Here is a 13,310-nt window from a genome sequence, read left to right as displayed (position 1 = left end):
AATTCAAGTTAAAATTCCTGTGTAAGCTCTTGGCCATCCTGTTGTAGCTATTGAGCGATATTTTAAAAGTAGTTACGAAAAACAACTAAAGTAAATGTAAGGTATATTCTAAAAATTAATAAAATGACAGCGATAATTATATGGTCTGCTGCCTAAATCCTAATTGCGAGAATCCCCAAAATCCTGACGGGGCAAATTTCTGCCTCAGTTGCGGCACAGCATTGGTATCGCTACTGAGAAATCGTTACCGGATCATCTCACCATTAGGGAGAGGAGGGTTTGCACGCACATATATCGCAGAAGATATAGATAAGCTCAATGAACGATGTGTTGTCAAACAGCTAGTTCTAAGTCAATTTTATGGTATTCAGGGTAGTCAAGCACATCAAAAAGCAACTGAGTTATTTGAACAAGAGGCTAAACGTCTTAAAGAGCTAGCGGAACATGTCCAAATTCCCAATTTATATGCATATTTTAAGGAAGATGAATATCTTTATTTAGTGCAGCAGTTTATCGAAGGACAAAATCTGTTGCAAGAGTTAAAACAGCAGGGGGTTTTTGATGAAGCCAAAATTCGAGATTTTTTAAATGATTTATTATCTGTGTTAGTAGACATACATCAACAGCAGGTAATTCACCGAGATATTAAACCAGAAAATATTATTCGCCGTCAAAATGATGGGAAGTTAGTACTAATTGATTTTGGGGTAGCAAAGCAAAAAACGGAACCGACAAACACTGCCATTGGAACAATTATTGGTTCATTAGGTTATGCACCGATTGAGCAAATGCAAGTGGGTAAAGTTTTTCCATCTAGTGATATCTACAGTCTAGGAATAACTTGCTTTCATCTGCTGACCAATATTTCTCCTTCGACTTTGTGGATGAAACAAGGCTATGGTTGGACTTCTAGTTGGCGTCAGCATTTAACACAACCCATAAGTCAGGAATTAGAGATGATTCTTGATAAGTTCCTACGAGAAAATCATGAACAACGTTATCAATCTGCACAAGCTGTATTACAAGACTTGAATAATCTTCCACCGCTAAGTTATACATTAGCTCCCACAGTTATTCCACCTACTCTGCCATCAGGTTCACAACCACAAAATCAACACAAATTAACTCGATATCTACCCCAATTTTCTAATAGTAAATTATTGTCTGGAGCAATCATTGCTGGATCAGGTAGTTCGTTCTTAGCGATCGCACTTATAAGTTTTCTCGGAACTACTTGGATTAGCTCCGGATTGTGGTTGATAATTTTAGCAGGGTTAGTCTTGATTCAATCTCGCCCGCTTCTGGAAAAAACTTATTTAATTATTATTGCTATAATAGCAAATCTACTCGTTGTATTTACTTTCAGAAATCTACTAACCAATAATCTTCTGAAATCTGGTGTAAATGGTCTGCTGCTCGTAGGGTTACTCGTTATTCTTGCAGGTTTATTTACACTGATTATCGTGGGTGTATCTGAAATAATAAATAAACTTCTTTCTAAATATTTTTAAATTACTAGTACAACACGGCAGAAATAAACCAATCATTCCAAATCAACGAAACCCTTATGCTGTATTCATTTTTAATTTTTAATTTTTAATTTTTAATTCCGCCTTGCGGTACTAGGTATGGCTAAATTTTCATAAATCTCTTGATTTCAGATAAATTTTGTAGAATTTGGGGAATTATTCATGACAAATAAAAAAGATAACTTGAGGTTGCTTATATCTCTAGGTCTGGCTGGAGTAATGGTAGCAGCTATTTTGTGGTTAATTAGCAAAGTTTCTTCGACTATTATAACACCATCAAACCCCATATCAGCTTCATCTTCATTGACAAATAAGCCTTCACTAATGAATTTGGGTACAAGGATTTTGGTGAAAGTGCAAACGTATCCTGAGAAAACAGATGGAGTTAAAGCTTTTGCTGAAAAAGATTTTACAACTGCGGTTAAAAAGTTCACCGCTTCTCTAAAAAATAATCCCAATGATCCAGAAACTTTAATTTATTTAAACAATGCCAAAATTGCACAAGATAATTCGAGCGCTCTGAAAGTTGCTGTCATCGCTCCAATTAACTTTGATCCGAGTTTATCAGAAGAAATTTTGCGTGGTGTAGCTCAAGCTCAAAATGAAGTTAATAACCAAGGAGGAATTAATGGTAAAAAGCTGCAAATTGTAATTGCAAGTGCTGAGAATAGAGAAGATTCTACACGGTTAGATAATGAATTAGTTCAAGACAAGAGTATTGTGGCAGCAGTAGGTGTTAGACGTAACGCCGCAATTTATAGTGAGAATCGCTTGGTTTTAGTTTTACCTGTCGAGCGACCAAATCAAGCCGAAAATCAAGAAAATTTAGAAAGCAATTCAATAAATAATCAACCTAATAGTTCCACAAATAATTACTTGTTTCATGTAAATCCGCTATATGATAATTTAGTAGATACTCATTCTCGCTACATTGCTCGACAAGCAAGAAATGTTGCTATTTGTGGCGATTATCGTAGTTCAAGAAGTAATTCAAGCTCCTCATCAAGTCAGATACTTGTAGAACAGTATACTCAAGCTCTCAAAAAATATGGTGGCAACGTTATTAGTACACCTTGCAATTTGGCAGATAAGAATTTTGACCCTAGAGCTTTTGTAGATCAAGCCATAGAAACAGAAAATGCAAGTGGCTTTTTACTAATGCCCTCAATCAGAAATATATATTTTGCCACCAAAGTAGCACAAGAAGTTAGAGGCAGAAAACCACTGTTTGCTTCTGAAAGTATGTATAGTGCAACAACTTTACAAAATGGCAAGGATTTGGAAGGAATGGTATTACCTGTGTATTGGCATCGTGATGCTAATAAAGATAACCCCTTTGCAGAAAATGCTTTTCAGCTTTGGAATGCACAGGTAAATCAGAGAACAGCGGGAGCTTATGATGCAGTCCAAGCAATTATTACTGGCTTGAAACAAGATAACACCCGCGAAGGATTACAAAAGGTACTGTCTAATCCTAATTTCTCAACTTCAGGAGCAACAGGAATGATTCAGTTTTCGCCCTCTGGTGAGCGTCAAGGAGAAGCAATCCTAGTCAAAATCGAGCGTTGCGAGTCTTGCTCTACTGGAACTGGTTACGATTTTGCCCTCTTGAATAAGAAGTAGTTTTTTTGACGTTACTTGTCATTCTAAAGATATAGATTACTGCCAAATTTGTAATCTATATCTTTAGAATGTCATACTAAAATACTTGATTATAATTGCAACCTTCGCTTCAATTTTTATTTCTATTCTGGAACCCTAAATTTGTCTTTTTCTACCCAGAGTTGTGAACGCGATCACTCAAAAGAAAGATGGAATATCCCTAACCTCTATGTCAAGGTTATATCAGTAAGAATTACGAATACTTGCCGAGGAGAACACGGATGGTAGCTACATTAGATGATACGAAACGCAATGCTATTGCTCTAAAATTAGCAAGTCTTAAAGCACTCCAACAATTGGTGATCGAAAATGAGCGATCGCTTTTGACACAAGGACTTGATGCCGAAATTGCCGATCGCATCCGTAATTTCCTAAACGATGACGAAAAAAATCTTGGCGTTCTGGAAACTGTAATTGGTCAGTATGGCATTCAGGCTGAACCCAAAAAAGTTGTTACAGAATTCATTGCAAAAGCTCGTGAATTGTTCAAAGGTTCTGAGTTGAGCCTGTATGAAAAAGTATCTCAGCATGAATTGCTGAAACATCAACTAGTAACCAGTGGCTTAATAATTCACAAAGCTGCTCAAAAAGTTGGTGCTGATGTGATGGTAGCGATCGCACCTTTGAATACCATTAACTTTGAGAATCGCGCTCACCAAGAGCAACTCAAAGGTATTTTAGAAATTTTGGGTGTCCGCGAACTCACTGGACAAGATGCAGATCAAGGAATTTGGGCACGTGTTCAAGACGCAATGGCCGCAGTCAGTGGTGCGGTAGGTAGCGCTGTTACCCAAACCAGTGACAAAAAGGATCTAAATATCCAGGATGCTATCCGCCTGGATCACAACAAGGTAAATACCCTATTCACCGAACTACTACAAAGCAACAATCCACAAAAGATCCAAGAGTACTTCGGTCAAATTTACAAGGATCTAAGTGCCCACGCTGAAGCTGAAGAAGAGACAGTCTACCCAAGAGTACGTCCTTTCTACGGTCAAGATAACACCCAAGAACTGTTTGATGAACAAGCTGAGATGAAGCAGGCTTTAGAAGAAATCAAGGCTCTCAGCCCATCTTCACCCCAATTCAAAGATAGAGTCAAACAGCTGATGGATGCTGTTGGCGATCACATTCGTCAAGAAGAAACCACAATGTTTGCTGCTATTCGCAACAACTTGAGCACTGAGCAAAGTGAACAACTTGCTACTGAGTTCAAGGCTGCTAAGACTCGAATTCAACAAAAACTGGGTGTTGTTACCGAATCAAATGTGTAGTATGCTTTCGGGCTTTCTATAACCGCTAAAAAAGGTTAGCTAAATAAAACTCCCAGCAGATAAACGCTGGGAGTTTTTGTTTACAAATTTTGCTGATAGTATTTATAAGCGGCGTATGCCATAGTTACAACCCCGGTGATAATGGCAGATTCATCAACTTCAAATTGGGGATGGTGTAATGGGTGGTTTATGATTCTTTCTTGGTAGCCTACACCCAAGCGAAACATAGAACCGGGGGCGTGTTCCAAATACATAGAAAAATCTTCAGCACCAAGAGAAGGTTCGGCTAAGACTTGAACGCGATCGCTACTCCAAGCTTCTTCTGCGGCTGATTGTAACAATTGCGTCAGAGTATAATCATTTTGAACGCTGGGTACGCCCTGGCGATAATTGACTTGATAGTTTGCTCCGTAGGTATGGCAAACATTAGATACAATATTTTCAATCCATTTCGGGAGATGGGCACGAGTTTCAGGATGGAGCGATCGCACGGTTCCCAATAACTGCACTTTATCCGCAATTATATTCGGCGCTCTGCCACCATTAATCTTCCCGATACTCAATACTACAGGACGCAAAGGATTTTGTGTCCGACTGATAGCTTGTTGCAGCGCAGCAATTACTTGGCAAGCAATCCAAATCGCATCAATGGCCTCATGGGGACGCGCCCCGTGTCCAGATTCTCCCATAATCAGAATTTCTAAATCATCAGCGGCGGCTGTCAATGCCCCGTAACGCACGCCAATAGATCCTGCGGGTATAGAAGGGAAAACATGAACCCCTAATACAGCCGAGACATTTTCCATCGCTCCATCTTTCACCATCCAGCTTGCCCCTTGGGCAATTTCCTCTGCTGGCTGAAATAAAAACCGCACTTTTCCACCCAACTCCTCTGCTAGCTGGGACAGCACCATTGCCGTTCCTAACCCCACTGTGGCATGGACATCGTGACCGCACGCGTGCATAATCCCATCTGCGCGAGAGGCATATTCCAAATTAGTGCCTTCTTGAATTGGTAAGGCATCCATATCGGTACGAATTGCTAACAAACGGTCATTTTGCTTAGTGCCTTGGAGTTCTCCAATAACGCCCGTTTTGCCAACTCCTTCTTCTACGTGCAGACCGCTGGAAGACAAAACACCAGCTACAAAGGCTGCTGTTTGGTACTCCTGACCGCTGAGTTCTGGGTGAGAGTGAATGTGGCGGCGAATTTCAATTAACCGGGGTGCTAGTTTTGCTGCTAAGTCTTTAATAGAGGTAAGCATTGATTCAATTAATCTATAGGCTTTTTTCCCATGATAAAGAACTGCTAACAAACAAAATGCTTTTGCTATACAAGGATGAAGCAGAGAGGCAGGGGAAGCATGGGAAGCAGAGGAAGAAAAATTATTGATTATTGCCCAGTGCCCAGTCCCCAGTGCCCAGTCCCCAGTCCCCAGTCCCCAATTTATTTTGAATAACAGGTTGTGCCTGGAGTATCTTCGGGTTGAAACTCGTTACATTCTCTGAGATTTTGACGCTCTAACGACCAGCCATAAGGTTTATCAGATGTGACGACACCATTAGCTAGAGTTGTTAGTCGGAAGTTAGCCCCCCGAAAATTGGTAAAATCCAATTTCGCATCTTTTAAGTTTGCTGCTTCTAAATTGGCGCTGATGAAACCGGCATAAGATAAATTGGCATTTTCCAGGGATGCTGATTTCAAATTTGCTCCTGTTAAGGAAGCACCACTGAGATTTGCTGAATTTAGAACCGCACCTTCTAAATTTGCACCGGTGAGATCGGCATTCGTGAGATTAACTTCAGATAATGTAGCGCCGCTCAAGTCAGCCCCTCGCAAATTTGCTCCAGTTAGATTTACTTGAGTTAGATCAGCACCACTCAAATTACACCGAGGACAAGCACTTGTTGCCTTCAACTGATCCAAATCTAGTTGATTTAATGCGAGGGTCTGCTCTGCAAACCCAAAACAAGCTAATAGGACGCCGGTAGCAACAATCTTAAATTTCATATTTTTTACAGATATCCACAAAAATGACAAGTTACGCACATTGCGTACTGTCATAGTTACATATACCGCCTCCCTAAAAAACAGCAGGGATGAAGCATTCATTAAGAAGCTGTAAAAATACTATAAATTCTAGTGGTAAGACTACTCAAATTGAAATATAGGCTATAGAATCGATTCGTAAGGAACTATACCGAACCAATTATAGACTACCACATATGTGATCCCCCTAGCTCGATGAAAAAGACGACTAGGGGGATCTTGTTTTTGGGCATTGGGCATGGGGCATTGGGCATTGGGCATTGGGCATTGGGCATGGGGCATTGGGCATGGGGCATTACTTATTTCTCCCTCGTGTTCCTCGTCTCCCTTATCTCCCCATCCTCCCCTGCTCCCCTGCTCCCCTGCTCCCCTGCTCCCCTGCTCCCCTGCTCCCCTGCCTTCTTCATCGCCATCCTAAAAAGCGCAATCCAGGGACAATTAGGTAGTAACTTATTCCTAACCAAAAGCTGATAAAGAAGCCTACAGAACCAAAAAAAATCAGAGGTAACTGTAACTCTGACCAAGCTGGTTGACTAGTAAATTGGAAGATTGAAGGTGCTAACTTCAAAAGAATCAAAACTGCATAAGCGATCGCACTGCCAAAGGCCGAGAACACAGCGTAAACTATATGGTGGCTGCGAAGTCCTAAGCTCAAGGTGAGTAGGCAAACTGCTACTAAAATCACTGCCACTAAGCCCTCGCCACTGTCTTTTGGTGTGATTAATTGCAAAATCAACCAGCCGAAGGCATAGCTAATCATGCCCATCAGCGACGCCACTAAAAACCGCCGCTGTTGACCAAAACACCCGGATACTGTCAATCCCCAAGCAGTTCCCCAACCTGCGGCGACGAATACCAAAATATCTGCCCCGAAGACGGGTTGAGTGTTTGGCACTAATTCGTTTAGCTGACTCCCAAGAAATTCCACAACTAAAGGCCCCAAGCTGGTGCGATATGCCAAAATAAAACCAGCGATCGCACCAAAACAAGCGCCAACATAAGCCAGGATCATCGCCCAAATCGTCGCCAAACAAGCTTGTAAAATTTTGATGATTGTCTGAGTGATGAAAATAACGGTTTTGTTGACAGCTTGGCCAAAGTTAGCTAATGCTTGTTTAATAGCTTGTGTTAGCTGTGTCAATTTCTGGGAGACTTGCATTGAGGCTTGCTTAACGCTGTCTCGCAATCGGGCAAATAATCCTGGTGGCGGTAATGGTTGAGAAATCTTCGCCAAACGTTTTTGAATTATAGCTGCATTTGCTGGACGCGATCGCACATCCTCATGCACCATTTCATCCAACAAATCGGCTAGTTGCGGGTTGACATTTACAGCAGTTCGCCAGCGCAATTTCCCCGTTTGCTGATCTTCCAACTCTAGCGGGTATTTGCCTGTTAATAGTTCAATTACCGTTCGACCAAGGGCATAAAAATCGGCTCCTGTCCCGACAACACCTCCACTCACTTGTTCTGGTGGACTGTAGCCAGAAGAAAATAATCGCGTGGAACTAGACTGAGAACGCAGCTTAGAGGCGCTAAATTGTTTTGCCCCGCCAAAATCAATTAATACCAGGCGATCGCCCTCTGTTTGCCCTTGAGGCGGGGTTACAGATGGCGAAGAAGTACCCAGCATTAAATTAGAAGGTTTAATATCCCGGTGAAGAATCTGACGTTTGTGTAATTCTTGTAAAATTTGTAGAGCTTGGGCAAACCAGTTTAAAACCAAATCCTCTGGACACCCTTGGGGAAACTTTCTTAATATCTCCTCTAAAGTGCGCCCATTGATTTTTTCCATTACCAAACAAGGCAGTTGGTGCGATTTGGGATTAAACAGGTTTACATGAAAATATCCATCGGCATCGACTGTAGGGACACCAGGATGCTGCAAGCTAGATAAAACTGCCGCCTCTTGGGTAAATAATTCCAGTGCCTTTGGCGAATCTTCCACCAACACTTTTAACACTTTCTCAGTTTGAGTTTTTTCATCCCAAACCGTGTAGATTTGAGCAAATCCTCCCGATCCCAAAGGCTGAAGTGGAACATAGCGGTCTAGCAACTCTAGCGGTGCGCCACAGCTGTTACAAAATTTGTTTCCCCAAGGCTGAGGATAAGGACGTTGACAATCAGGATTTATGCAGTGAACCGCACTCTGAGTGATGTGGGACACAACCGCTACAATACAAAGGCTGACTTGATTTTAGCGTTTCTTGAGGTTTCCTGATTTTAAAATCGGCAAAAGGAAAACCCTCATAGATTGTATGAGGGCAATTCATTTATATTTACAGCGGATTTCAAGGAAGGTGAAGTACACAAGGATTCATCTCAAAGCAAGGTATAAAGCTTGTTTTACTCCTGAATTCTGACTCCTGAATTCTGAATTCTAAATTCTGACTCCTGAATTCTGCTGTATATCAGTTCTTAGTTACGGAAACTTCTCTTACTCTGTCTGTGCTTGGCAACTTCTTTGCGCTTGCGTTTTTCTAAGGGTGTTTCAAAATGACGATGCTTTCTCATGTCTGGAAAAATTCCAGCCTTGGAAACTTCTCGCTTAAATCGTCGTAAGGCTGATTCAATATGTTCATTGTCACCGACAATTACTTGGGTCATTACATCTCCTACTAAGTTGACTTTATCAATGGCTAGGCAAGCATTCAGGGGTGGTGAGTGCTGAGTGATCCCATAGATAAATCTAGAGGATTGAAATAAGGACGAGTAATCGTTCTTGGACACTCAGCACTGCTTTGGTAAGATTACAAAAAAAAGACAGACTCCTTGTCTGACCTTAAGACTTTAGGCAAATTTTTTTGTTTCCAAGGTCTAGTAGCGGTTGCGTCCACCGCCGCCACCACCGTATCCTCCTCGGTTTCCACCAAAGGAACCTCTATCACCTCTGTCTTCCTTGGGTTTAGCCTTATTCACTTTCAGGTCACGACCCATCCATTCAGCACCGTCGAGAGCTTCAATAGCAGCTGTTTCTTCAGCTTCAGTTCCCATTTCCACAAAAGCAAAGCCTCGCGGACGACCTGTTTCACGGTCAGTAGGTACTTGAACTCGTTTTACAGTACCATATTCTGCAAAAATACCACTTAAATCTTCTTGTGTAACGTCATAAGAGAGGTTACCTACATAAATTGACATCGATTCTCTCCAAAATCATCACTGTGTAGAGATTTTAATTTCTCTGAGAAGTCTGTAAATACTAAAAGGAAAAAGCCTTTCAATACTAAAACCAAAGACATCACTGAATTAACTCTCCTAATCATAGGATGACATAGGAGACAACTCTCTGCATCCAGTAGATAGTTAACAGATAGTTAACCAGTGATGCGATCGCACCTAAGCGATCGCCCGCCCCCTCCTACTCTAAGTACTGCCCACCACAAAAAAGGGTTGGAAATAGAAGAAGATAAATTCTGTAGGGTGATATAAAAAATCAGACATACGGGGGCGCATCTTCAGAATATCCGCATTGAACGTTTGACTGCATTAACCATGAAGCATTACTCCAAAATTTTAATACGAAAGCTAAAGTCAGGCAACAAATTTGAAGGAGGCAGGGGGCAGGAGGCAGGGGGCAGGAGGCAGGAGGCAGGGGGCAGGAGGCAGGAGGCAGGAGGCAGGAGGCAGGAGGCAGGGGGCAGGGGGCAGGAGGCAGAAGGCAGGGGGCAGGAGGCAGGGGGCAGGGGGCAGTCCTGAGTCTTCTCTCTTGGCGCGGGCCTCTCCTTTTTGGAAAATTACGGGATACACAGAAGTCCTAAAAACCTAGCTTGATAAGACTTTCCTCGTTCCCAGTCTTAGACTGGGAATGGATTCATTGAGTCTCTGACTCAATATCTGAGTGGAGGCAGCAACCTTTAATCAGGTATTCCTATGCTCTGCATAGGAATGAGACAACAATGGGAAATTGAGCTTTATTTAGACTTGTGTGTACACTGTAGCCTTTTGGGAAAAGGGGAGACAAAGTTTAATAAGTAACCCCAGTTGCTAGGTCAAGTTGCTTTTCATCACCTTTCCAAGCGGTTTCCAATTCAGTTTTGACAAGTTTAGCAGCCTGATCTTTGCCGAGTGCCTGCAAACTTGCCTGCAAGCCAAATAGAGAACGCCCGTTATGGGGATACTTTTTGAGATCAGCACGAAAGACCTTTTCTGCCTCTTTATAGTCACCCTTAGCCAAAAGCACAGCGCCCAAAGACTCTCGCGTGGGAAAGTACCAGTCTGGTGGTTCCACGTAATCGAGAGCATCTTCTGCTACTACTGCTTGTTCTAGTAATTGAATGGCAGATTCATAATCATGCTTTTCTCTGGCAATTTTGGCGTCTAAAACTTTTGAGGCAATGTCTAAAATGCGACTGGCAGGGCTAAATCCAATAGTTGCTTCGGCGGGAATTACTTGTTTGGCGGCCAGTAATGCACTGCTTTCATTTGCTGCATCTTCAAGTTTGCCTGTGGCTGCCGTTGCCATACCACGAGCAAAATGCCAAAGTGCTGTTGTAGTAGGTAGTTTAGTATCGGGAGCAGGAGTTTTTAAAATGGCATCCCAGTCATGAAAGCGTGTCTGAATCAGCATTTTGCTGCCCAGGAATCCCTCAAGCATTGGTATATGTGGGCCAATAGCAGTAATGTTGGTGACTAATTTCTCTGCGGATTTCAGAGCATCTTCATACTTTCCTGCCATGCTGCTGGCTACCATGAGAAAATGTACGTTGTGGTTGTAGTACATCATGGGGTAAGTGCCCTGGACTTGATATTTGTTGATGTAAATATCATCTTGAGCGATCGCCTGCTGGTTTACCTGCATTGCCCCTTCATAATCTCCCACACGAAAATAAATATGGGAAGGCATGTGTACCAAGTGTCCCGCCGCTGGCGCTAAAGTTCCTAGTCGTTTGGCACTCATAAGGGCCCGTTCTGGGGAAGGCGAGGCTTCTACGGCATGGATATAGTAATGATTAGCTCCCGTATGATTCGGGTTTCGTTGGAGAACTGATTCTAAAACAGCTACAATTTCTTCTGTATCTGGCTGTGGCTTGCCATCTTTTGTCCAGTGCTGCCAAGGATGCAGATCCATTAAGCTTTCAGCGTAAAGCGTCGCCGCATCCAAATCATCAGGATAGCGCTTGACTAGGGTTGCCATTGCATCTGCGTAATCTACCGCTAGTTGATACAAGTCTGCATCGGGATTTTGGGAGTAACGTTTTGCTAAGGCGGTAATGTAGTCTTGTTCTTGGGTAGATGCTTGGGTAGAAAGTGCCAAGGCTTGCTGTACTGCTTGGTAAGCAGCTAATTCTCGGTTGGGGTCTATTGCTGAGTTAATATTAGGCCCCAGAGCTAAAGCAATACCCCAATATGCGATCGCTAAATGCGGATCGAGTTTGGCAGCGTGTTGAAAAGAACGCATTGCCTCATCATGATTGAAAGCGTAAATTAAATTTAATCCCTGATCGAAAAACTCTTGTGCTTGGGGATTAGCAGTAGAAACTGGATGGTGGATTGTGCCAAGTCCAGATATTAAGGTGTAGGGCTGTTTTACTTCAGCAATTGCCGCACTAGGAGCGACTAAAGAGAGTATAAGCACCCAAACTATAAATAAGTACTTCATTGTCTATATTCTTTTTATTCAAGCTCTTTTTTTCTTAATATTCAAATGCCACAGTTTCTCTAAAGAGGTAAATTGTTGGCGAAAAATAGTCGCACGGTATTTCTTATAAATATTAAACCCTGCAAACACAATCAGATGAAAATGTTAACAGATGCATCAGTTTGCATCCTAGAGTCTATATATTGGGAGTTGGTTGAGTAGTAGAATGCGATCGCATAAATACCTTCATAAATATTAATAAGTAAGAAGCTAGAGATAAACGTGGATACTTGTTACTGCTGCTTTTAAACCCAAGCAGTATTGAGTGGTGTAGATAATTTGTCTTTGAAGACGCGATGAATCGCCGTCTCTACAAGTGTTTTGTTGCTCATTCTGAACTGTATTGCGCTATAGACCACCAAATTTCTGATGCTTGGAAGCCTCTGCACCCTGTAGGCACTTCAAAGCCACTGATTAGAACTTTCTGTGTTTTCTTGCACCAGCTAAACTAATCTTCAGTTAAACCTTGAAAAATTATGCTTCTTTCCGCACAATATTTGTGACAAAAGCAGAGAAAAGGAGGAAGTGGAGCGATCGCTCAGTCGAGCCGCAGGAAAATAACTTCTCCCTGCCCCTGCCTTCTGGCTCCTTCAACATCATCGCTATCTACCTAAAGTTGTAAATTATTTTGTCTCAAGGTAGAACAATAGAATTTACTTGAACTCTCCAAGATGAATTTAACTGTTAAATAACTATGTACAAAGAACACAACTATTCTTCATAAAAGCATCGTCAGATAGAAGAATTAAAAGTTGTCTAAAAGTAATCTATAAACATTGCAGCGCTTTTCGAGCAAGCAATAAAAAATCAACACTTAACATAATTTAGGAACAACGAATATGAGTATCGAAGATAGAGCAAAAGCTTTTGCTAAAAACGTCGAAGGTAAAGTACAAGAGGTCATTGGCGAAGTAACTGGCGATCCTAAAGATAAAGCTGAAGGTAAAGCTAAACAAGCTGAAGCCCAAGTCCGTCACACGGCTGAGAATATCAAAGATGAAGTTAAAAAGACTTTAGAATAGAATATCGCAATATTTATTCTAGGATGGGCGAGACGCCCGTCCTTATGAACTGGGCGGGCTTTCCTGCCCAGTTCATAATATTAGATAATTTATTTTTTAGAGTTTTCTAACAAAAATCGCTATTTTTGTTACCAAAAG

The 13,310-nt window shown here is 41.8% G+C and carries 11 protein-coding genes; 4 read left to right on the top strand and 7 right to left on the bottom strand.

Annotated elements, in window-relative coordinates; genetic code table 11:
* The first annotated feature begins 140 nt into the window (after nucleotides 1–140).
* The 3 genes from ACWATR_RS04515 (at nucleotide 141) to ACWATR_RS04505 (ending at nucleotide 4,465) form a co-directional block, all read left to right on the top strand.
* Nucleotides 141–1,511, top strand: a complete 1,371-nt coding sequence (locus tag ACWATR_RS04515; RefSeq protein WP_460329897.1) for a protein kinase domain-containing protein — start codon at nucleotides 141–143, stop codon at nucleotides 1,509–1,511.
* 180 nt (nucleotides 1,512–1,691) lie between these two features.
* Nucleotides 1,692–3,152, top strand: a complete 1,461-nt coding sequence (locus tag ACWATR_RS04510) for an ABC transporter substrate-binding protein (protein ID WP_460329895.1) — start codon at nucleotides 1,692–1,694, stop codon at nucleotides 3,150–3,152.
* A gap of 260 nt (nucleotides 3,153–3,412) precedes the next feature.
* Nucleotides 3,413–4,465, top strand: coding sequence for a hemerythrin domain-containing protein (locus ACWATR_RS04505; RefSeq protein ID WP_460329893.1), 1,053 nt, complete (start codon nucleotides 3,413–3,415; stop codon nucleotides 4,463–4,465).
* 80 nt (nucleotides 4,466–4,545) lie between these two features.
* On the opposite strand, the gene ACWATR_RS04500 is transcribed toward ACWATR_RS04505, so the two are convergent.
* From ACWATR_RS04500 to ACWATR_RS04470, 7 genes are all read right to left on the bottom strand, one after another.
* Entirely contained in the window at nucleotides 4,546–5,730 is a 1,185-nt protein-coding gene (locus tag ACWATR_RS04500; RefSeq protein WP_460329891.1) for a M20 family metallopeptidase, read from the bottom strand.
* 182 nt (nucleotides 5,731–5,912) lie between these two features.
* Nucleotides 5,913–6,476, bottom strand: a complete 564-nt coding sequence (locus tag ACWATR_RS04495; protein ID WP_460340187.1) for a pentapeptide repeat-containing protein — start codon at nucleotides 6,474–6,476, stop codon at nucleotides 5,913–5,915.
* Nucleotides 6,477–6,918: 442 nt separating this feature from the next.
* Nucleotides 6,919–8,679, bottom strand: a complete 1,761-nt coding sequence (locus ACWATR_RS04490; RefSeq protein WP_460329889.1) for a serine/threonine protein kinase — start codon at nucleotides 8,677–8,679, stop codon at nucleotides 6,919–6,921.
* 251 nt (nucleotides 8,680–8,930) lie between these two features.
* Nucleotides 8,931–9,119, bottom strand: coding sequence for a 30S ribosomal protein S21 (gene rpsU / locus ACWATR_RS04485; RefSeq protein WP_012407716.1), 189 nt, complete (start codon nucleotides 9,117–9,119; stop codon nucleotides 8,931–8,933).
* Between the two features lie 210 nt (nucleotides 9,120–9,329).
* Nucleotides 9,330–9,650, bottom strand: a complete 321-nt coding sequence (locus tag ACWATR_RS04480; protein ID WP_069068229.1) for an RNA recognition motif domain-containing protein — start codon at nucleotides 9,648–9,650, stop codon at nucleotides 9,330–9,332.
* An 826-nt stretch (nucleotides 9,651–10,476) separates the two neighbouring features.
* Nucleotides 10,477–12,111, bottom strand: a complete 1,635-nt coding sequence (locus ACWATR_RS04475; RefSeq protein ID WP_460329887.1) for a tetratricopeptide repeat protein — start codon at nucleotides 12,109–12,111, stop codon at nucleotides 10,477–10,479.
* Between the two features lie 513 nt (nucleotides 12,112–12,624).
* A complete protein-coding gene (locus ACWATR_RS04470; RefSeq protein ID WP_460329885.1) occupies nucleotides 12,625–12,750 on the bottom strand; it encodes a hypothetical protein in 126 nt (41 codons plus the stop codon).
* 239 nt (nucleotides 12,751–12,989) lie between these two features.
* Between ACWATR_RS04470 and ACWATR_RS04465 the strand changes: the two genes are divergently transcribed.
* Nucleotides 12,990–13,172 (top strand): CsbD family protein, encoded by a 183-nt coding sequence (locus ACWATR_RS04465; protein WP_069068231.1) that lies wholly within the window; start codon nucleotides 12,990–12,992, stop codon nucleotides 13,170–13,172.
* Nucleotides 13,173–13,310: the final 138 nt, after the last annotated feature.

It is taken from the genome of Nostoc sp. UIC 10890 (genome assembly GCF_054786515.1).
The sequence above is the reverse complement of the archived record's forward strand: the minus strand, read 5'-3'. Positions and strand labels throughout refer to the sequence as shown.